At 35.3% G+C, this 21,576-nt stretch carries 23 protein-coding genes and 1 pseudogene; 2 read left to right on the forward strand and 22 right to left on the reverse strand.

Annotation, left to right across the window (positions count from 1 at the left end; genetic code table 11):
• Window positions 1-37: 37 nt before the first annotated feature.
• The 8 genes from LN736_RS01315 to LN736_RS01350 all read right to left on the reverse strand — a co-directional run bounded on the left by LN736_RS01315 (window position 38) and on the right by LN736_RS01350 (window position 5,628).
• Window positions 38-1,027: a helix-turn-helix transcriptional regulator gene (locus LN736_RS01315; protein ID WP_229980533.1), complete on the reverse strand. Its 990-nt coding sequence runs from the start codon at window positions 1,025-1,027 to the stop codon at window positions 38-40.
• A gap of 59 nt (window positions 1,028-1,086) precedes the next feature.
• The gene (locus tag LN736_RS01320; RefSeq protein WP_229980535.1) at window positions 1,087-1,674 is read right to left on the reverse strand and encodes a GGDEF domain-containing protein; all 588 of its coding nucleotides are present in this window, start codon (window positions 1,672-1,674) and stop codon (window positions 1,087-1,089) included.
• Between the two features lie 238 nt (window positions 1,675-1,912).
• Window positions 1,913-3,595, reverse strand: a complete 1,683-nt coding sequence (locus LN736_RS01325; protein WP_229980537.1) for a hypothetical protein — start codon at window positions 3,593-3,595, stop codon at window positions 1,913-1,915.
• Between the two features lie 190 nt (window positions 3,596-3,785).
• Window positions 3,786-4,637, reverse strand: coding sequence for a DUF1186 domain-containing protein (locus LN736_RS01330; protein WP_229980538.1), 852 nt, complete (start codon window positions 4,635-4,637; stop codon window positions 3,786-3,788).
• Window positions 4,638-4,690: 53 nt separating this feature from the next.
• On the reverse strand, window positions 4,691-5,023 hold the full coding sequence (locus LN736_RS01335; RefSeq protein WP_150356405.1) for a DUF2399 domain-containing protein: 333 nt from the start codon (window positions 5,021-5,023) through the stop codon (window positions 4,691-4,693).
• The gene (locus LN736_RS01340) at window positions 4,984-5,154 is read right to left on the reverse strand and encodes a hypothetical protein (RefSeq protein ID WP_229980541.1); all 171 of its coding nucleotides are present in this window, start codon (window positions 5,152-5,154) and stop codon (window positions 4,984-4,986) included. The genes LN736_RS01335 and LN736_RS01340 overlap by 40 nt, the downstream gene beginning before the upstream one ends.
• Window positions 5,135-5,323: a hypothetical protein gene (locus LN736_RS01345; RefSeq protein WP_150356404.1), complete on the reverse strand. Its 189-nt coding sequence runs from the start codon at window positions 5,321-5,323 to the stop codon at window positions 5,135-5,137. Before LN736_RS01345 ends, LN736_RS01340 begins: the two co-directional genes overlap by 20 nt.
• 176 nt (window positions 5,324-5,499) lie before the next feature.
• On the reverse strand, window positions 5,500-5,628 hold the full coding sequence (locus tag LN736_RS01350) for a DNA-3-methyladenine glycosylase I (protein WP_229980544.1): 129 nt from the start codon (window positions 5,626-5,628) through the stop codon (window positions 5,500-5,502).
• Window positions 5,629-6,093: 465 nt separating this feature from the next.
• Between LN736_RS01350 and LN736_RS19080 the strand changes: the two genes are divergently transcribed.
• On the forward strand, window positions 6,094-7,239 hold the full coding sequence (locus tag LN736_RS19080) for a glycosyltransferase family 4 protein (protein ID WP_150356403.1): 1,146 nt from the start codon (window positions 6,094-6,096) through the stop codon (window positions 7,237-7,239).
• A gap of 105 nt (window positions 7,240-7,344) precedes the next feature.
• On the opposite strand, the gene LN736_RS01360 is transcribed toward LN736_RS19080, so the two are convergent.
• From LN736_RS01360 to LN736_RS01420, 14 genes and pseudogenes are all read right to left on the reverse strand, one after another.
• A complete protein-coding gene (locus LN736_RS01360) occupies window positions 7,345-8,304 on the reverse strand; it encodes an SDR family NAD(P)-dependent oxidoreductase (RefSeq protein ID WP_150356402.1) in 960 nt (319 codons plus the stop codon).
• Window positions 8,301-9,635: a UDP-glucose dehydrogenase family protein gene (locus tag LN736_RS01365; RefSeq protein WP_150356401.1), complete on the reverse strand. Its 1,335-nt coding sequence runs from the start codon at window positions 9,633-9,635 to the stop codon at window positions 8,301-8,303. The genes LN736_RS01360 and LN736_RS01365 overlap by 4 nt, the downstream gene beginning before the upstream one ends.
• 257 nt (window positions 9,636-9,892) lie before the next feature.
• Window positions 9,893-11,239, reverse strand: coding sequence for a B12-binding domain-containing radical SAM protein (locus tag LN736_RS01370; RefSeq protein WP_150356400.1), 1,347 nt, complete (start codon window positions 11,237-11,239; stop codon window positions 9,893-9,895).
• 30 nt (window positions 11,240-11,269) lie between these two features.
• The gene (locus LN736_RS01375; protein WP_150356399.1) at window positions 11,270-11,482 is read right to left on the reverse strand and encodes a helix-turn-helix domain-containing protein; all 213 of its coding nucleotides are present in this window, start codon (window positions 11,480-11,482) and stop codon (window positions 11,270-11,272) included.
• Between the two features lie 10 nt (window positions 11,483-11,492).
• Window positions 11,493-11,969, reverse strand: coding sequence for a DUF2975 domain-containing protein (locus tag LN736_RS01380; RefSeq protein WP_150356398.1), 477 nt, complete (start codon window positions 11,967-11,969; stop codon window positions 11,493-11,495).
• A gap of 296 nt (window positions 11,970-12,265) precedes the next feature.
• Window positions 12,266-13,111, reverse strand: coding sequence for an EFR1 family ferrodoxin (locus LN736_RS01385; RefSeq protein ID WP_229980546.1), 846 nt, complete (start codon window positions 13,109-13,111; stop codon window positions 12,266-12,268).
• A 250-nt stretch (window positions 13,112-13,361) separates the two neighbouring features.
• Entirely contained in the window at window positions 13,362-13,646 is a 285-nt protein-coding gene (locus LN736_RS01390; RefSeq protein ID WP_179977976.1) for a hypothetical protein, read from the reverse strand.
• Window positions 13,647-13,796: 150 nt separating this feature from the next.
• Window positions 13,797-16,412 (reverse strand): phosphoenolpyruvate synthase, encoded by a 2,616-nt coding sequence (gene ppsA / locus LN736_RS01395; protein ID WP_229980753.1) that lies wholly within the window; start codon window positions 16,410-16,412, stop codon window positions 13,797-13,799.
• A 234-nt stretch (window positions 16,413-16,646) separates the two neighbouring features.
• The gene (locus LN736_RS18890; protein WP_179977978.1) at window positions 16,647-17,051 is read right to left on the reverse strand and encodes an SDR family NAD(P)-dependent oxidoreductase; all 405 of its coding nucleotides are present in this window, start codon (window positions 17,049-17,051) and stop codon (window positions 16,647-16,649) included.
• Window positions 17,052-17,157: 106 nt separating this feature from the next.
• On the reverse strand, window positions 17,158-17,406 hold the full coding sequence (locus LN736_RS18895; RefSeq protein WP_179977979.1) for an SDR family oxidoreductase: 249 nt from the start codon (window positions 17,404-17,406) through the stop codon (window positions 17,158-17,160).
• Between the two features lie 252 nt (window positions 17,407-17,658).
• The gene (locus LN736_RS01405; protein ID WP_229980548.1) at window positions 17,659-18,783 is read right to left on the reverse strand and encodes a radical SAM protein; all 1,125 of its coding nucleotides are present in this window, start codon (window positions 18,781-18,783) and stop codon (window positions 17,659-17,661) included.
• A 190-nt stretch (window positions 18,784-18,973) separates the two neighbouring features.
• Window positions 18,974-19,090 (reverse strand): annotated as a pseudogene (locus LN736_RS01410) (DUF4180 domain-containing protein); the annotation flags it as partial.
• A gap of 182 nt (window positions 19,091-19,272) precedes the next feature.
• The gene (locus LN736_RS01415) at window positions 19,273-19,803 is read right to left on the reverse strand and encodes a GNAT family N-acetyltransferase (RefSeq protein ID WP_229980550.1); all 531 of its coding nucleotides are present in this window, start codon (window positions 19,801-19,803) and stop codon (window positions 19,273-19,275) included.
• Window positions 19,804-20,009: 206 nt separating this feature from the next.
• Window positions 20,010-20,477 (reverse strand): MarR family winged helix-turn-helix transcriptional regulator, encoded by a 468-nt coding sequence (locus tag LN736_RS01420; protein WP_229980552.1) that lies wholly within the window; start codon window positions 20,475-20,477, stop codon window positions 20,010-20,012.
• A 123-nt stretch (window positions 20,478-20,600) separates the two neighbouring features.
• Here LN736_RS01420 and LN736_RS01425 point away from each other — a divergent pair, with 123 nt between their 5' ends.
• The gene (locus LN736_RS01425; RefSeq protein ID WP_229980553.1) at window positions 20,601-21,479 is read left to right on the forward strand and encodes a hypothetical protein; all 879 of its coding nucleotides are present in this window, start codon (window positions 20,601-20,603) and stop codon (window positions 21,477-21,479) included.
• Window positions 21,480-21,576 lie beyond the last annotated feature (97 nt).

Consider the following 21,576-nt stretch of genomic DNA (forward strand, 5'->3'; position numbering starts at 1 on the left):
AAGAATCATTCGATTTCAATTTTCTTATATAAAAAGCTCATCTGTACATCTCTCTCATTCTGTCTATAGTCTCTATCATTTCTTCTCTGAATCTATCTGAGCTCAAGACCTCCACAGAATCTCCCTGGCTCAAAAGCCACATCTTTATTCCCTTCCCGAATACCCTGGCCTCCACCATATACTCGCCCTTTTTTTCTTCTACTATTCTGGCATTAGGCAGTTTGTCTAAAACTGCTTCTATAGATCTGCCTGTATACCTGAATCTCACTCTTTCCAGCTCTCCTGCCTGCATGAACTGAATTAACTTTCTGAACTCCCCGTCTTTAAATCTTTTGCTGTAATCCACCTTGTATTTCCTGTCTGTAACAATTAGTTTTTCAATTCTATCCACCCTGTAGATAGCGGGATATTCATAACTTTTACCTTCTATTAAAGCTATAAGATAAAAATAGTATTCAGAAAACAACAGACCCTGAGGATACAGGGTCCTTTTCGAAATTTCATTCTCTATCTTTCCGCCTGTTCCGATTTTGAAATACCCAATTTCCAGTATATTTTTATCTTTTATCGCAGCACTTATTTTCCAAAGCTTATCCAAAAGCTTTTTCCCATGTTTCGGAGGAACATAATTCATGAGCTCGTTGCCTATAATGTATTTGATATTCTCCCTGTCCTTAGATATGCAATTATCAAGAAGTTTGTAAATTATATCTTTTATTTCCGCTTTTATAAAACCTCTGCTCTCTAAAAGCACCTTGGAAACTGCCAGTATTTCTTTTTCGCTTAGATTTTTCTCCTGCCCGCCTTTTAAGATATATCCGCCTTTTTCTCTGTCTGATACAATTTCTTCTCCCATTAGCTCGCCATCAGATTGGTCTTCTACAAATTTCTTTATGTCTTTTATATATCTGTAAAAAGTTCTTTCATTGATATTGAATTTATCTATTACATCATTCTTTAAAATCACTTTTCCTTCTTTTAATTGATTGTATATAGACAGTACTACATCTGCTTTAAATCTCTCCATATATATGTGCCCTTCCTTATATTTTGTTAACATTTTATTAACTAATTATACATATATATTTATAATTCCTTCTTTTTTTGCAATTTTTTCTTATACATTTCAAAATCCGCATTTTTTATTAAATCCTCCACAGACATTCCACACTGCATTCCTTTCCTGCACTCACAAAATCCACAGCTCAAGCTGAAATTATAATTTTCATTATTCTCATTGTATTCCTTTAATTTTTCCTCAATTCTATGCCAAATTTTATGGACTTCCTCCATTGCAGCGCCTGGAAATACCACTAGAAATTCATCCCCGCCCATTCTAATTACAAAATCAGTTTTTCTAATACTGCCTTTCAGTATTTTAGCTGTATTTATCAAAAGCTTATCGCCTTCTTGATGTCCAAAGTTATCGTTTACTGTTTTCAATCCATCTACATCAACAAAGCAGACAACAAGATTTATATTGCCTGTCTTTAACAAATTAAGTTCTTTATCCAGCAGCTCCAGACCTGATCTTCTGTTTAACACTCCAGTCATAGCATCTGTACTTGCATAGTAATTCAATTTTTCCCTTTCCATATACAATTTTTCGAGCACAGTGTCCTTTTCCCGTAAAATCCTGATAAGCGTTTCCCTGTCCATATCCTCATAATCCACACAATACCCCGCCTTTAATGTTTGTATTCTATATTTTTATTATATACAACTACAATGACATGGACTGTCAGTACCAATAAAAGTTTTTGACAAAAAATAAAAAAACCAGTTAAAGCAGATAAAATCACTTTAACTGACCCTTATTTTGGTTTTATTTTAGAAAAGTCTGCTTCAATTTTCAAAAGCTCTTCTATTTCCAAAAGTTCTTAAAAACTGATTTTCATCTTCATCAAGATCATCAGCATTTGATCTTTCCCATTTCATCAAGAAATGCCGGCCGTCTCCTGTAGATAGTACCCAGCACATTTATAATTTCTTTTGCCTTTTCCTTACCGGCTATCTTCTTATATCTCTTTATAATTTTACAAACTCTTTTGTACTGCACCCTGTTTGATGCTTCTCTTGCACTTTCCCGGATATTTTTTTCATATAATTTTATAACCTCTTCTCTGTGTTTATCAATAAGCAAGTAGGCATATTCTTCTATACTGGATGGATTTTCTTTAACATATTTCATCAATTCATCAATATCTTTTTCTTGAACTATAAGTTCAAGGTAAACACTTTTTGCCTGCCAGTTTTTACAGTTTTTTATTTCTCTTTTGATATTATTGTAAAAGTTTTTGTAATTTCCGTTATTTAGCTTTTTAAGCTCTCCATAGTATTCAAACCTACCATCAAATAATAGCTCTTTTGCCAGTTTCTCCTGTTTTTCCTTCAATGAAAGTTTTTTATAGGCCCTGTATCTTATCTTTTTCCATTCCAATACTAATCCAGCATAATTTTTGTCCTGTTTTTCACCTTCAAGTGCCAGTTCTATAACTCTTGAATAGTTTCCTGCTTTCATGAACCTGCCTATAAGTATTCTTCTGAAAGATGAAAATCCAATATTTTTCTCTATAAACTTTTCAGATTCTTCTTTGGTACCATATTTATCTATAATATCAAACAGTATCAACAGCATTCTTTCAACCCCATATTCATTGTAGCTATTATCGGGCATGCTGTTGAGCAAATCCTCTATTTTGATTTTAAGCTGATTCCTAAATTCCTCATTATCTGCAAACCCGGAACAGATTTGAATCAAATTAATTCTATAATCATCCCAGCCATCAAAAATATTATTTTCAGCTTCTTTCAGTAATTTTTTAAATGTTTTTCTTCTTGTATCTACATCTTTAGAAAAACGTGCAATTTTACCTATAGTTTCTATTGTCTCCGACACAAGCATTCCTATATCTCCATCTGAATCATCTGCATATTGGAAAGCTTTCACGGATTCACGCAGAATCATAAGGGCAATATCTAATGAAATCAGAGGATCATTGCCAATTTCACATATTTCTTTTATTCTTTTCAGTATAACCTCCATTTCGCTGGCAAAATCACAGACTTCCATGTAGGAAATAAAACCATCTCTTCCCTTGTATTTTCGTACTATCGAATTCATAAGTTTTTTACATCTGCTGATTTCCTGTTTTTTATCAACCGGTGAATATTTAAAAACTATTTTGTTCTTTAAATTATCATCATCCTCAACTATATCTTCTATAATATCCATCAACTTTTCTTTTGAAAAGTTTTCCAACATTTTTTTTACTTCAGGTTTGCGTTCTATTTCATATTTCTTGAATTTATCAGTTGATTTTCCATTTAATATCTCATTCAGCTTGAAATAAGCTGCAGCTTGATGTTTGCATACAGGTCCAAAATCATAAGGGCAGTCGCAATTTGAATACAGTATATCTCCACCTTCATCTATTTTTATATCTACCCGGTATTTTTCGCTTCCTTCTACAAGAAAAACATATTCACTATTCCCGTTTTTATGGAATTCGACTATGTTTCCATTGTTATAATAATCATATCCCCTGTCTAAAATTGTTTTACCTATGTGCTTCTCAAAATCATTTATGTTCACATTCTATTCCCCATTCTTTAAAAATTCTATTTGTCTTATAAGTTTATTATTTTAAAGTATATACACTTAAAATTCTACCTTGACAATATCAGCTCCATGGATTTATATAAGAGACATGTAAACTTATTACCTGACCATGCTTTCTGGAAGAAAGCTTTATTTTGTACCATATACTCCCGTAAATTTTCAGCTATTTTTTTCTTTGTTTCTTTTTAGAGGCCTTTGCCTGTTTTCTTTTATTTTTTCTTTTCTTGTTATTTTTATTTATATTGCTGCCTTTTTTTGCTTTTTGAGGATAAGTATCCCTTTCTTGAAAACATGCCCACCATTCCAACTCTTTAATTGTATCCTCAATAAAACTATACTGTGTACCTTTTAATATGACTTTTTCATCTTTGCTACCACGGGGGATATTAAATTTTACATCTTCCCGACTTATAAAAGAGGGTTCTATCAATTCTTCGTCAAAAACTTCTTTAATATCTTCCAGTAACTCAAAAGCTTTTATATCACAACAAGCACTTATGAGCCCTCCCCAAACCTGGGAAAATTTTCTCTCGAGCCCGCCATTAAATAATGTTTTATAATATTCTATAACTTCACTTCTTGAAACAATTTTCTGAGAAAAAAGTACAAGGAAAACTCTAATTGCTGATACTCTTACATATTCATTAATATTACTGTTTTCAATTAACCTCTTAATAGGCTCAACATCACTATCACAAACAGATGCAATTATTCTATCTAAATCTTCTGTAATGGTATCTCCCAAAACTCCAAAAGGTATATCCCCGGGTAAACTAATTAAATCCATGATTAATGGGAAACTTTTTTTCTCTCTAAACTGGGCCAGCAAATAAATCGCATATATATGGCCAAAATAATTTTCTTTTCCTATAACTTCCTCATAATTTTCTTTTGTATACATTAATATTTCCAGTAAATCAGGTATAAACTCTTCTTTTTTATTTATTATTTCCCTTAATTGCTCTTTAGGAAATCTATTGTTATAGTATTGTATTTGTTCAAGTAATTTGTTCAATGTTAAAGTACCTCCCTGTAAATTTAATTTTCTCTATAATAACAGCATTGTATTCAGAAATCAATTTTAAGTCTTACCATTGACACTATATCCCTGTAATCCTCCACGCCGTATCTCCATAATACAAGCTTTGATTCATATCGAAGCTTCAATTTATCCGCCATGATTATTCCCTCTCGATCCAGATCTCCTGAATAATATATCCGTACACCATTTTCCACTAATTTATCCATTAAGACAAGGGATGCCAGTTTGAAGTTTCCAAAAATGCATATGAGTGACGGCCTGGTTTTCAGGGCTCTATGGAGTATCCCGCTAAACACGGTGGGGTTTTCAAATACAGCCATCAGCCACTGTTTTCCACCGGCTTCCTGTACTTCATCCAATATGCCTTCATAGAACAGATGCCGGCTCTTTTGGTATTCAAGTTTTTCCTCTTTCCCTGAACAAAGCCTGTGCCGCTGAATTGATAAAAGGCATTGTTTGTAAGTTCCTTTTTATTTCCTCCTTTTTTCACTGTTAAATATTCTGGCCCCTATTTTCTTGCTTATATTGTTCACAAGTATATCCTCAAAAAACTGTCTGTCACCTTCTTTAAGCAGCATCTCATTTTCTGCTGTTTCATCAGCTTTATCAAAAAAGGATTTACAACATGGGATTTCTTGAAGTTTTCTCTCTGTAGGCACGTACTCTGGGTTTAACCACTTTCACCTCGAGTTTCTCTTCAAAATTCCGCTGTTTATACTTTCAGTACTTCTTGCAGCTGCTTTAATATGTTTCATGTAGAAGTAATTTCTTTCATTGCAGTCACCTGTTTTCCAGGCAATCACTATTACAGGTATCGAGCTTTTATTGTCTACATTTATATATCAGCAACATTATCAATGCAACTGTATATAAAATAAAGTTTCGGGCGACAGCATTTTGTTAATTTTAATTTATTGTCAATAATAAGCATGCCAATTGCCTGCATAAATGAGTAGACGATCACCGGACCGACAAAACGGTCTGAGCCGGGACACCTCCATCAAACTCCCAATTGTTTATAATCGGAACAGAATCAACGTAGCTCCATAAAAAGTATCCTCCAGTCATTTTTGATATACTGCCATTATATCATTTTTAGCCTGACAGCAGCTTGTCATAATAAAAAGACAGATACGCCGAGCAATCCCAATATTAACTGAAATTCATAATTTTTATCATAAACTTAACATAAACATGCAATCAAAAAATGCCTATGAGAGATACTATTATATTGTAAATTTCTCTTACATGAGGCAGTTCAAAATTAATTGATAATAGCAGTTTGCCACAGAGGAATATACCTTATTTTAATGTGAAAAGAAATGCATTAGGCAAAGGAGGTCATTTTAAGAGATACATTTTATTTAGATATGAACAAATTTAGAAATCTAAAAAATTATAATCTAACAAGGGATATAGGAGGGATAATGTGAAGGTAGCTATTTTTACAGATACTTTTTTACCTCAGATAAACGGAGTTACCAATACCTTAAATAAGCTTATAGAATATTATGAAGCAAATAACATTGAATACTTAATATTCGCACCTGATAATGATACAGAGAAAAACGAAAGTTACAATATCCAAAGGTTTTTTAGTATAAAATTTTTTCTCTATCCTGAATGCAGAATAGCTTTCCCCAACACTTTCAAAGTAAGTGCTTCATTATCTAGTTTTAAGCCGGACATAATACAACTCATGACCGAATTCAACATGGGAATGACTGGATTAATGTATGGGAAAAAGCACGGCATACCTACTGTATCTAATTATACAACTAATTTTTGTCAGTATCTGAATTATTATAATTTGGATTTTTTAAATAATTCCGTATGGGCTTATATGAGATGGTTTCACAATCAAAATAATTTGACCTTATGTCCGTCGGAAGAAATAAAATTTTATCTTAAAAAGAAAGGAATAGCAAATACAGATATTTTTTCAAGAGGCATAGATTCCAAAAAGTTTAACCCTGAATTGAGGAGTGAGGATCTAAGAATGCAGCTTGGCATCAATAATAAATTGGTGTTTTTATACGTAGGCAGGGTTTCACCCGAGAAAGACTTAGATATTTTAATTGATGCTTACGGACAAATCTACAATAAATATAGGGACAAAATAGCTCTTATTATAACAGGAGAAGGTCCATATCTGGATAAATGTAAAAATGATTTTCCAAAAAATACTATATTTACGGGATTTAAGAAGGGAAGAGAATTAGCACAAATTTATGCCTCCAGTGACATATTTGTGTTTCCTTCCTCAACAGAAACTTTTGGAAATGTAGTACTTGAGGCTATGGCTTCTGGCATCCCTGTTATAGGTGCTGACGCAGGGGGAGTTAAAAATATCATCGACCACAGAATTAATGGCCTTAAGTTCAAGGCAAGGGATATGAACGAGCTAATTGGTTTAATGGTAAAGTTAATTGAAGATGAAAATTTGAGAAACACATTAAGGACAAATGCCAGAAATACTGGGCTGAAAAGATCCTGGAATAAGGTTTTTAGCGGACTTATGGACACTTATAATAATATTTTACTTAATAAAAAGAATGGTGTTATCAGTGCTTAACTATGTTATAAAATCAGGCGGGACTAAAATTACAGCAAAAACCTATTGACGGTAAACAGTAAATTTTCAATGTTATATTTTCAAAAAAACGGATGGTTGTAAAAACTATTCGTTTTTTACTCCGCCGCAATACCAATCATAAAATTTTTCAATGCCCTGTCTTATATTAACTCTGGGATTATACCCAATGAATTTCTTTGCCCTGCTTATATCCGCATAAGTAATGGGCACGTCACCTTTTTGCATATCCATTCTATTGATAATAGCCTTTTTGCCTACAACATCCTCTATGATCTTTATTAAATCATAAAGAGAGATGATTTTACTGCTTCCAAAATTAAATATTTCAAACTCAAAATTTTTGTCTATCAAAGAAGCTATTCCATCCACTATATCGTCTATATATGTGTAATCCCTTTTACTTGAACCATCACCAAACATATTTATCGGTTTACCTTCATCTATATTCTTTGTGAACACGTGTATTGCCATTTCCGGTCTCTGCCTTGGCCCGTAAACAGTAAAGAATCTCAAGCAGGCCGTACTCATTCCATATAATCTTGTATAGGTTGAACAAAACAATTCTGCAGCTCTTTTTGCAGCAGCATAAGGTGAAATTTGAAGATCTACACTGTCGTTTTCTGAAAATGGAAGTTTTGAATTAACCCCGTATACAGATGAAGAAGAGGCTTCAATAAATTTTTTTACTCCTCTTTCAGCGCATACCTGAAGTAAATTTACAGTGCCTTTAATATCTATATCAACATATTCAAGGGGATCTTTCAGGGAGTTCCGTACACCCGCCATGGCAGCTAGGTGTATGACCAGTTCTATATCATTTTCAGCAAATATTCTATTTACCAAATCCCTATCAAGTATGTCACCTCTATATAGTGTATAGTTATCATTTTTCAATGCCATCTCAATGTTTTTTTCCTTTATTTCAGAAGCATAGTAATCATTAAAATTATCTATATTTATCAATTTGTATCCTAAATTCAACAACCTATCACACAAATTAGAACCTATAAATCCCGAACCACCTGTAACCAATATGCTGTTCATTTTCTGCCAACTCCTTCGTAATCAAAGCCAATCTTTTTCATTTCCTGTGGTTCATATACATTCCTAAAATCTAGAAACAGAGCACCTTTCATATTACTTTTAATTTCATTTAAATTCATGCTTCTAAATTGATTCCATTCGGTGGCTAAAACAACTGCTTCCGCATTCTTACAGGCTTCATACTCATTCTTGCAGTAATTAAATTGAATTTCAGAATAAAATTTCTGACAGTTATCCATAGCTATTGGATCATATACATTAACTTCCGCCCCCTCTTCAATCAACCTTTTGCCTATGTAAAGAGCCGGTGATTCTCTTAAATCATCCGTTTCAGGCTTGAATGACAATCCCCAAAGCGCAATTTTTCTACCATGTAAATCATTGTTGAATCTATTCTTTATCTTGCTGATCATTCTTTCTTTTTGTGCATCATTTACTTTTATAACAGTTTCTATAATTTCAGACCTCACACCAGCTTCTTTTGCTATATGTACTAATGCTTTAGTGTCTTTTGGAAAACAGCTTCCCCCATATCCTGGACCAGGATGTAAAAACTTGGAGCCAATTCTCCCATCTTGTCCCATAGCTTTGGCCAGTTTGTGAACATCAGCTCCAATTTCCTCGCATATATTTGCCATTTCGTTTATAAAAGAAATTTTAGTCGCAAGAAAAGCATTGGAAGCATACTTTATCAACTCTGCAGTTTCCAGATTAGTTATAACAAATGGCACACTTATAATATACAGTACTTTATAAATTTGCTTCATTATTTCCTCGGCTTTTTTGCTTTCAACCCCCACAACAACCCTATCCGGATGTGTAAAGTCTTTTACGGCAGCTCCTTCTCTTAAAAATTCTGGATTGGATACTATATCAAAGTCATAATTTACATTTCTCGCATTAAACACATCCCTTACCTTTGCTTTTACCTTTTGTCCCGTTCCTACAGGAACCGTGCTCTTATCCACAATGATTTTATATCCATTCATATATTTCGCCACTTCGCAAGCTGCATCAAGTACATACTGCAGATCTGCCGAGCCGTCTTCCAGTGGAGGGGTACCAACTGCAATAAATATAACTGTCGAATTTTCAACGGCATATTTCAAATCATTTGTGAAATTCAATCTGCCTTGATTCATATTTTTCTTTACTATATCATAAAGCCCAGGTTCATATATAGGCATTTCTCCATTTTTCAACTTTTCTATCTTATCCAAATCATTATCCATGCATATGACATTCATGCCAAATTCTGAAAGACATGCACCGCTGACCAAACCTACATACCCTGTCCCAATAACTGAAATATTGTTGTTAAACTGAACCATCAATTTACCCTCCCAAATACTAAAAATAATTAACGCTGTTAATTTTCTTCACAAGCCCTATGAATACATTTCTTAGCCTTTTTAAAATCTTTAGTATCTTTTTATTGTAATTTGCAAATCTCCAGTTCCCCAACAGTCAATATTAACTAAATTTCAAATAATCTTATATTTAATTACTCTTAACCACATTTTCACAACTATTATAGCATATGAGAAAGATAAAACACAGCATAAAAATAGGTGATCCCAAACTTCACTTATTTTATACAATAAGCCAGCCATCTAAAAAGCCTTCCTACATTTTCAAAAGAAACTAGTCTGCACAATAATTCAGTCAGCTTTCCAAACTTCCTATAAAATAAATTAAATGCTAAAAATGGAATCCATTGATTTTTAGATTTTGGCAGTCTCTTCATTATATTTTTAAACGTGTATACTTCTCTATATATCCATAGATAGCCATTATATAATTCTTCTGCTGTCATATTTTTGGGTTTATATACAACATGTGCAGTATTATAATTTGACAAATTATAATCTACAATTCTATCTTCTTCTATCAATGCTGAGTATAACTTTGTGCCGGGATACGGGGTGAGGATATGCGAAGTCACCGTTTCTATCTTATTTTTAATTATCCATTTCAATGTATCTTTAAATACGGAGATATCATCTTCATCTAGTCCGAAAACAAAACTTGCATTTATCATTATTCCTCTTTTGTGAATTTCATCTACAAGTTTCTCATATCTGTTTACACTGTTTTGTACCTTGTGGACACTGTCTATTGACCTGCTGTTTATACTTTCAAAACCTATAAACAGACTTTGGCAGCCAGACGCCTTCATTTCATCCAACAGTTCAGGCATGTCCACTATATTGGAAGTAACCGCTGCATTCCACTTCAGCTTAAGAGGTTTTATTTCCTTTAATAATTTTTTTGTCCATTTGGGATTCCCAATAAAATTATCATCAATAAACATTATATGTCTCGTTTTTAATACATTTATATCTTCAATCACATCATCTATGGGCCTATTGATATAAGTCCTAAGTACATTTTTGCAACTATTATAGCAGAAATCGCATTCAAAAGGACATCCTCTGCTTGTACTAATTATATTAGTATATAAATACTTTTTATCATCAATAATATGATAGTTTGGCGACACTATTTCTTTTCCGGCAATATTTTCCATGTCACAGTATATCTTCTTAAGTAAATTATTTTCTTTGTCCCTGAGAATTTTTATCCATACTCTCTCAGCCATTCCCACGCATATTGCATCAAAACTATCAGCAGCTCTCTCTGGATCTGCTGTAATATGTATACCTCCTGCAATTACTGTTACTCCACGATTTTGAAACTCCTTCGATATTTCCACCGCCCTGTTCATAACATCTACAGTAACAGTTATTGCTGCCAAATCCACAGGCTCGTCAAAATCTATCTTTTCAACATTTTCATTCTCAATAATAACTTCATGCTCCTTCGGCGTAAGATTTGCTATTGTGAGTAATGCCAATGAAGGGCTCATTCTTGTTTTCAACTTCGTATCCATAGGTCTTGGCAGCATTGCAGGTTGAATCAATTTAATTTTCATACATTGCCTCCTCAAACAAATTCAGCCAAATTATCGCGAATCATTTCTGTATTCCAAAATATCTCCAGGCTGACATTCCAAAGCCCTGCAGATTGCATCTAAAGTTAATAGTCGAATTGCTTTTGCCTTTCCATTTTTTAATATAGAGATGTTTGCCATGGTTATTCCAACTTTTTTCGAAAGTTCTGTGACACTCATTTTCCTTTTGGCCAACATAACATCAATGTTGATTATAATTGCCATGTTATTCACCTCAAATCGTTAGATCATTGTCTGATTTTATATCTACCGCATCTTTTAAAAGCTTTTGGAGAACAGCAGCAAAGACTGCGATCACAAATGAAGCAAAAGCAATGACCAATCCCAGTGCTACAATACCCGGGGCATCGTCCGCATTCGCTATAGGAACTAAAAATGGTATTAGTACTGCATATATAATGCTGATTGTAATAGCACAGTGTTTTATATTCTTCAAAGCTGTTACAGATAATTCCGAGAAGGCTTTGTTTCTGTCAATATAGCCTAAAAGTCTCAAGGCTTGGTACAATGCAGCAAAAAACGGTATTGCTGAAAGATAGGCACCTATTAAAACAGGCCAATAATGCAACTTTGGATAATGTTCTGCTGCTCCGTTAGCTATTGCAGGCAGGCAAAAAATGCATAATGCAAGTACTATAATTCCAACAAGAAAAACCACTATCTTTAAAAAAATTGTTGATCCTGGTTTCATAAAAAGCACCTCACTTATTTATTGTTTATTTGATTTTAACATATATTTTATTGTTTTACAATATATTATTATCGAATTAGATTGCATATTTATTGTTATTTTATTGTAACCCGATTTACAACCCTCAATAGCAATACGAGAAGCTACTTTGTAAAACTAAATGCAATGTTTGTAATCAACAACTTAATATTTGTAAAGGAAAATTTATCGAAAGATAAAAAGCATCCAAGTTTTAACCTAGATGCATTTTTATACTTAATAATTATCTATTATAAACCATGTGATCAGTCCTGCGACTAAATATCTTCACAGGTCAATCCTCTTATAATATCCTCAACTTTAATATTGGGATTGTGATATCTTCTGCGCCCGATTGTTTTCCTTCCATATTCTATTGCTTCATGTGGGCACCACTGAATACAGGCAAGACACCGCTCACAGCGATGCTGCCAAATCGGATTCCGGTCTTCTATTTTTATATTATTTACAGGGCATACTCTGGCACACAGACCGCAGCCGCTGCACTTTCCGCTCACCTCAAATTTTTTGTCCCATTCGGAGATCCCTTTGTATAAATAACTGCAACTGGCTATCTTACTAAGAAGCCTAGCCTTTCTTTTAATCGGCCAAACCTTTCCGCCCGCAACTGCCTCTGCAGCTTCATCTGCCTTTTTCATTGCATTTTCTATAAGCTTTTGTACAACACCTTTGGCAAAGGCTTGATACTTCACGATATAATTTCCAGGCATTTTTACTCCAGCTGCATAGGACAGACAAACACCCTTTTCTTTCAAAATATCGTCCAGCATTCCCAAAGTGTCCGCTCCATTCCCACCGAAATTTATAAATGCAAAGCAGTAAGTTCCTCTAATGATATTGAGGTTTTGTGCAAAGCGTTTTACAAGTCTCGGTAATCCTATATAAAAAACGGGAAAGACGAAACCAATCGGATTATCAGGACCGCCAACAGGTTCATCCGTCGCCCCTACAGCCATGGACTTAATTGTACAGTTCTCAAGTCCCTTTGCGATTTGTCGGGCTATTGACAACGAATTGCCCGTAGCGGAAAAATAATAAATTGTCGGATTCATTACATGTGCTTCCTCTTTTATTGTTCTCCTGACTATTTCCCCAGCATTCATTTATTTCACACCCTTAATAATTATTTATCATAATTATACCTTATAATCAGAAAAATTAAATTATCTGATCCAATCATTTAATTTTTATTCACATTTGACGGTCATAAGCCTGTCTATAACCCCAGTTCAATGGTTTCAATTAGTATATAAAGTAGGAGTACCGTTTATTATAACAAATTTCCCATAACTTGCACTACTCTGGTTACCCCTCCAAGACTTAGTAGATGTTCTCCTGCTTTTTTAGAATTATTTATATAAATAGATGTTCTGTTAAAATCATCAATTGTACTCTTAATTGTTTCTGAGGGACCCCATACATCAAGCCTGTCATAATGCTATTCTGACTTCCACGATTTATATAGGCTACAGTTTCCGGTATGAGTTTACTAAAATCAAATCTTTTATCAATATAGATATTATTTTTCTCACATGGATTTATTTGTTCCGCTGCAATATATATCTGAAAATCAGTTCCTTCAAATGCTTTAATCAAATTATCTACAACTGTCCTCGGCTTAATTGTTCCATAATCCAACTTGTAATCTTCTTTTTTTCTTGAACTCTAAATAATTGTGCCAGCTTGACTAATCTTTTTCCCATAAACATAGGAGCTCCAAATGGTGATGAAATTGGTGCATAATAGTTTTTTACATTCTCTATGTTTCTATAATTAACATCTTCCCCGTTACAGGATTTCTACATAGCCTTCTGTTCCATTAACCCGGATTCTCTGTCCGTCATTTATCAGTCTGGTGACATTTTCTACTCCCACAACTGCCGGCAAACCATATTCACGTGCGATAACTGCTCCATGGGTCATAAGTCCGCCAACTTCGGTGACCAGGCCTTTTATGGATACAAACAATGGTGTCCAGCTGGGGTCAGTAAAGTAGGTTACCAGTATATCCCCCTCTTCCAGATCAGCATCTTCCATATTTAAAATGACACGTGCCCGTCCCTCTACAACTCCGGAAGAAACAGGCAGACCTGCAATAGCTCCTTCCGGGAGATTCTCTTGCTTGTATTCACCTGCAATAATTTCGCCATCAGAGGTGATAACCCGCGGCGGAGTTAGTTTTTCATATGATTTGTACTCCTCTTTTCGCCTTTCTATGATCTGGTAATCCAGTTTATTTGTGCATACCACTTCCCGAAGTTCTTCGAAGGTGAGATAGTATATATCTTCTTTTTCATTAATAACGTCCGCTTGGACGAGCTTAACGGCTTCTTTCAGCAAAGCCTGCTTATAAATGAAGTAGCGATTAACCATGCCGTACTTTGGATATTCCCTAAACCCGCTGAAATTCCGGATCAGATCTATCATTCCTTTTGTTTCTCTGGCTTTTTGTTCACCATCCGCTAATTGCCTCAATTTATCCAATAACTCCTGTTCTTTTTTCAAAGCTTCCTGCCGTCCCTCCTCAAATTTCCGCCTACCAGCTTCAGGCTGGAAATTTTTGATGTTACTGAGAATCATGGGAACAAGTGCAGAGGGTTTTTCGCTCCAGCGAGGTTTGGTAATATCGATTTCTCCGGCACACCGCATTCCGTATTTATTGAGATAAGCACAGACAGCCTCCCGGGTTTCCTGTCCGCCATTAAACTTAACCAGGTCATCCAAAAAATTATCATCTTTTACATGTTGTAAATAATCAATTATCTGCGGATAAGGACGGATAACATCTGCTACATCCAGCAGCGCCAGCCCCATTTCCGAGGTAATATTGTTTGGCACAGACTGAGAAAGGATGTCTGCTGTGTTTTTTTCACCTAACCACTTCTCCATTTTTTCATTGATCCATAATGAAGCATCCATAGCAGCCATAAACACACGGGAACTTTGCGTGTCAAATAAAACCCTCCTTAACTCCTGAATATCTTCCAGAATAAAATCAAACAAATCCGATCCTGATGACCTCCGCATATTTTGTTTCAGCTCTTCTATGGATGTTTCACTACTTTTAATCAAATTAGAAACAACTAACGGATCGCTTTTGATCTGTACCCGGAAACCTGCAGATGACACAATTTTATTGCCTTTATCTGAACTCTGTTCTTTTTTATCATCTGGTACGAATTTTATAAAATCTCCTCGTTCTATTACAGTCATGAGCGCATCTTTCATAAGCGGATCGTGCTGTCCCATGGTATCCAACAAGATTTTCCTGCTGTCAGAGGAAGCAAGCATCTGTGTAACATCAACAAACAGCCTTCCGCCAGCTTTATGCATGGGTGCTCTGGTGGTCATCAGGAAAAAAGACAATCCCAACGGTTTCATGGGATCGGTCATCATTTGCTGGTGACCCACGGATACATAAACATGATTTTTCTGATCATCTGCTTCAGGTATGGGGTACAAAGTAGTGATTGGCCGGCTCTGCACAATGTAAAACGTATCATCTGCCAGACACCATTCCATATCCTGGGGACAGCCGAAATGTTCTTCGATCTTCCTTCCCAGATGCTCAAGCTGCAAAATCTGCTTCTCCGACAGCACTTGCTTCTTCTGCTTTTCAGGCTCAATCTTCTTCTCTTTCGTACCGCCGTCTTTTAAGGCATAAACAGCCAGTTTCTTGATGGATATCTTCTTATAAATAATTCTACCCTCACGCACCTTATAGTTATCTGCATTTACCAGGCCGGAAACAAGTGCCTCACCAAGTCCGAAGCCGGCATCAATGGACAATACCTTCCTATTGGAAGCGACGGGATCGGCAGTAAACAAAATCCCTGCCGCCTGAGGGAAGATCATCTTCTGAACAACTACAGACAGGTAGACTTTACGCTGGTCAAAACCATTTCGAAGGCGGTAAGCTACTGCCCTCTCGGTAAACAGCGATGCCCAGCACTTGCTTATATGCTTTAGAACGGCCTCCTTTCCGACAATGTTCAGATACGTGTCCTGCTGACCTGCAAAGGAGGCCGTTGGTAAATCCTCTGCAGTTGCACTGGATCGTACTGCATAGGCATTTTCTTCTCCGAGCCTTGCGAGAAAGCGGGTGATCTCTTCACTAATATCTTCAGGGATGGCTGTGTCTTCGATGATCTTTTGGATTTCACCACTGAGTTTACTGATTTTATCTCGGTCTCCCGCTTTCAGAAGTGATAACTCATCCAGTAATTCATCAATGGACGGCGTTTCCTCGATAATTCTTTTAAAGGCTTCAGTAAAAACACAGAAGCCATCTGGTATGTGTATTCCTTCAATCCTGGAAAGTTCCCCCAGATTTGCGCCTTTACCTCCCACAGCCATGAGCTTTGTTTTGTCAATGTCCTTAAAGCCAAGCACATAAGAACTCATATGTTTACCTCCCTTGGGTTCCACAATAATCCCTCCAACAAATCACATTAACGTGCTATTGCATTATAACACTGGCAGTTGGGAACAAACAGTCTGCATTTACAATTATTTATATGTTATAATTAAGATGGGAATTGTTAAATATTCAAAGAAGGAACTTTATTTTCACTTGTAACATCCACTGTTTATCCAGAAAGCATCCATTTTCAATTCACTATGTCACATGCTCATAATTTATCTCTTATCTTTCCCTGTCATATACCTGGCAGTCATCTTACTCATGATTTTTCCCATTTTTAAAGGAAACAGATAGCAGATCAATATCTGTATCTTTTGCCCCAAGCTATGGCAGATAATAAAAGATTTATTTTGTATGTGCTTTGCAAGACCGGTACCGACCTTTTCCGGATCGACCATAAATTCTTTGGGAACAGGCAGAGGTTCTGCTGATTTTGTCCTGGTAAGAGGCGGGTGAAAAATATGAAAACTGATGCCGTAATTTTGGTACTCAATATTAAGACACTTGGCAAGTGCTTCAATCGCATCTTTACTTGAAGAATAGGGACTGATATTGACAAATCCCATCACACTAACGCAGGAACTTGTAAATATGACTTTGCTGTTCCTTTGACTCTTCATATAAGGCAAAAGCCTTGGATAGATGAAGCGCTCCGTAATAGTTCACTTCCATTACATGATGATACGTTTCCTCACTGGTCTGCTCCATACTTTCAAATGTACACAGTCAGGCATTATGTACAGCACAATCAATGCTCCCGTATTTTTTGACGCTTTTACTTACGCAAATCTCCATTTGCTTCAAGTCGCGAACATCACAGGTCAGCGAAAAAAGAGAATCATATTCTTCACACAAACTGCTGAGATTGTCGGTTTTTAAATCCAGAACAGTTACATTATAACCTTCTGATAAAAGCTGCCTGGCCAGATAATAACCGATGCCATTTGCTGCCCCCGTAATTAAAATGTTTTTCATAGAAGACCATTCCTTTCAAATGATTTAAAGATTATTATCTTTCCACGAACCTAATCCTGCTACTATTTCATCTTCTATATATTCATTCCAAGGTATATTTTTACTTTTAACAATTGTCTTCTTAACGCTCCTTGTTGATATTTATATTTATGATGTTGATCCTCGGTCTTTTATGTCATAACGCTTCTTACAAAGCGGCTGCCAGTTGCTTTCATACCAGAACAAAGTTCTGCCACTTCTGCTTTGAACCCTCTAAAAAATCATCTCACCCGGTTTATAGCCCTCAGACAATTCTTCTTCACTTAAAAACTTGAAATTGTCATCACCCAGTATGGGTAAAAATGCTTCATATGGAATCCTGGAAAACTCACAGGCATAATTGCTGGCTCCGAACCATTTGCCCTCCTTGCTGCTCAGGTTCAAGTCTCTGGCAAATTTTGTATAGTTCGAGCAATCATGAACCACTAAATCCCACTTTTCTTCATCGGCTGTTTTCATGAATTTCAAAGTCAGTTCCCTGCTCCAGATTGGAGATATGTAACCCTGCCTGGAAATATACATGTCTTCTCCATAATAATTGTTTATGTTATTCTCATTCAAGTGTAATTCTGCACAATTGATAAAATCAAGTTTTGTCTCCAAGATGGCCTGCTTTTTCATGAAAAAAATTTGGAAAAACTCAGGAGTCATTGGAGTTTCAATACCTACACTTTTAATATATTTTTTTGCTGTTCCGATATTTTCAATCACCTTGTCCGAACACTCAGAAGCACCCAGGTTGAAACGTATCTCGTCAAGGCCGGCTTCACCTAATGCTTTCAATGTTTCCTCTGTAGCTAAAATGCCATTTGTATACAAATGTTGATGAACTTGAGCATCACTAAATTTCCTTATTACCGGATAGTACTTTTCTATTTCCATAAACGGCTCTAAATAGACATAGCAAATGCCAGTGGGTTTCTTCTGAATGGAAAGAAGCAAATCAATATCCTTGTCATAAAATCTTGTGCCTCCAATTTCCCACATACCTTCGCCGACTGGAGGAATATTTTCCAGCTCTCCATAATCATAACAGAACTTGCACTCCATATTGCACTTGTTGGTTTTCCTGATTGCATTCAGACCAGTACCAAACAGACAGGAATGGCACCCCTGGGGAAATTTACTTTCATTTCCCACAAAAAAAGTTCTGTTCTTAAAAGTTTTCAAACCTTTAATTTTCGACATCAATATGTCATTTCTATGATCAATGACTGCCTCAATTTGTGCAAAGGCAGAGTAAACTATTTCCTGCTGCTTTGTCATAATTTCTTCTTCCTCAGGCAGTGTTGAAAAAAATTCAAACCATTTCAGCGCATCTCTCTTTGAAATCTTCATAATATATCCTCCTCTAAGTCTGCATTTCACAGTTCTAATTCTAACTCTTCCTTTTGCTGTATGGCAATTATCAACTCCAATATAACTTATAACTGCATAAAAGTCTCCTTGACCCGTCCTTATTATACCATCATCATATAAAAACTAGCTAAATATCAACATACCAAGCTAGTTTCACTTTAGAATTTTTTCAATCCATCAACAGCATCCTCAAAGATACAAAGAAAATATCTCTTCCCCTATTACTTTCATATATAAAATCTTTCAGCGGCTTGCTTGTGTAGACGGAAAAATCGCCGACAATGCCTACTTCACTGCCATTGTCAGTAATTTTTTTATATTCATAACGGGACTTTCCTCCTCATAAATTTCGATTTTTATCTCTAATGTTGACTTATATATAAGATTCATGTGTATAATTATTTCATCAGAATTTTGCAGAGCGAAAAGTACATCGCGGAATTTTTTATTGCGGTGACACAGGTTACCTTACTCAAAAAATTCTTTACAATAAACCACAGTTCCCTTAATGTTATCAAGACTTCCCTTCTCAAGCTCCAATGCCATAAACGATTCATCCGGTACATCAAACGGTGCTTTAATTTCCCATGTGCTTGCAGGTTTAAATCCAAATCGAGGATAATACCTGTCATGTCCAAGAACAATTACAGATTTGAAGCCCATTTCTTCTGCAAGCTTCAGACTTTCCTCAATCAAGCCTGTTCCAATACCTTTGTTCTGATATTCAGGCAAAACCGAAACAGGAGCCAGTGCCAACGATTCGTATTCCTTTTCACCATCTTTAATAATTAGCTTTGTCATCAGGCTATGACCTACAATTTTTTTGTTAATTTCGGCAATAAGAGAAAGCTCCGGTATAAATACATCGCTTTTTCTCAATTTAGCTACCAAAAACTGCTCTCTATGATCACTGTGCTCTTCATTTTTAAATGCTTTTTCCACCACTTTTTCGGAAAGTCTGCAGTCTTTTTCAGTTTCCTGTCTTATAATTATATCCATTCGTAAATATCCTCCTTTCCAGTATCTCAATTGTGAAGTTTGACTTTCCATGTTCCTTCCAATCTTTTTGAAGTTCTTTGTTAGGATGATTTCCTAATAAACAGATTTATATATGGATGTTTTTCCAGCGCCATTAACATCGGCAAATAATACTTTTATGATATTGAAGAATATTTTTATCCAATGGGAATGCTTTATTTATACTTTTACTCTTGACTATCAACACCTGCATACAACCTGGTAATCATAGTGTAAAACAAATGGATTTCTTCATCAGAATACTCATAAAACAAACTATTGAGTTTTTCATTGTGAAAATAAAAAACTTCCTCAAAATAGCTATCACCTTTTTCCGTTAGCTGAATTGAGGTATTTCGCTTATTAACAGGATTTTTCCGAATGGTTATAAAACCTTTCTTCTCCAGTGATGCAGCCAATTTCTTTATATTTTGTCTGGAGGAACCTGACAATTTCCCCAAGTGAGTAAAGGTGGTTTTACCAGTTGTATGTTTTATCATCACAAGCAGCATAAATTGTTTCAATGTGAGAAATGGATCGGCTTTATCAAAAATTGTCTGCAGACGATTTTGCAAAATAAATATACTCGCAAAGATACCACGTGTTTCTTTTTCCCGCTCACCGCTATAATTTTTAATCATATCATCAATCTGCATAACGTTTTCCCTTTCATTAACAAAAACTTATCCATTATATCCATTTACATTATAGTAACTAGTTGCTATAATGTAAATGGTAACTAGTTACTATATTGATGTCATACATCAAGGAGGGCTGTAATGAAGATGAATAAAACAAGCAACTTATTGGTGATTTTCATTATCATCTTAGCATCAATTGCTTCTGCATATGGTTTTTTTTCAAATAATGCTATCAATGAAAATCAAACAATTCAGACTATTCATAATGAAACCGTCAGGCTTTATGGGAAAGGATTATATCATAATGAATCAGTATCTATGGCAGCACAAGTAAGAGCTCAAGACGTTGTTACACTAGTCTTTGCCATTCCCCTACTGCTGGTTTCGTTGATTCTGAACAAGAGGTCCCTCAAAGGAAAATTGTTGTTGGTAGGAACATTAGGTTATTTTCTATACACCTATATGAGCTATTCGTTTTTAGCAATATACAACAATTTCTTTCTGATTTATGTGTTACTGATGTCACTGTCGTTTTTTGCATTTATAATCAATATTACTTCACAGGAACTGCAGAATTTGGAGAAATGCTTTTCAGCCGCCATGCCCAGTAAGCCTGTTGGAATTTTCATCATCGTTATCGGCATTATTATAAGTTTGATGTGGTTAGGCAGAATCGTTCCCACCATTGGTAATAATACTGTGAATGGTTTGGAGCATTATACTACTTTCGTTATTCAAGCAATGGACTTAGGAATTGTCCTTCCAGTGACTGTAGTAAGTGGTGTTTTGCTATTGCGAAAGAAAAGTTTAGGTTACTTGCTTGCCCCAATCATTATCATTAAGGGCATAACATTACTGTTAGCTATTGATGTGATGGCTATTTCCATGGCAATTAGCGGTGTTTCAGTTTCACCGGCTGAACTAATTCTTTTTCCATTATTTACCGTGATATTCACTATGATTTTGTGGATACTATTCAAAAATTTTAAATCAATAGATAATATTTACACATATTAAAGAGACAATTTAGTTAAATCGAAGCATTTTCATAGCCCTTTAGCACAAACTCTCTCAATGCCGCATTCAAAATTACGCTCCGTCTCTACAGTTCTAA

It is taken from the genome of Clostridium aromativorans (assembly GCF_020908015.1).
GTDB lineage: Bacteria > Bacillota > Clostridia > Clostridiales > Clostridiaceae > Clostridium_B > Clostridium_B aromativorans.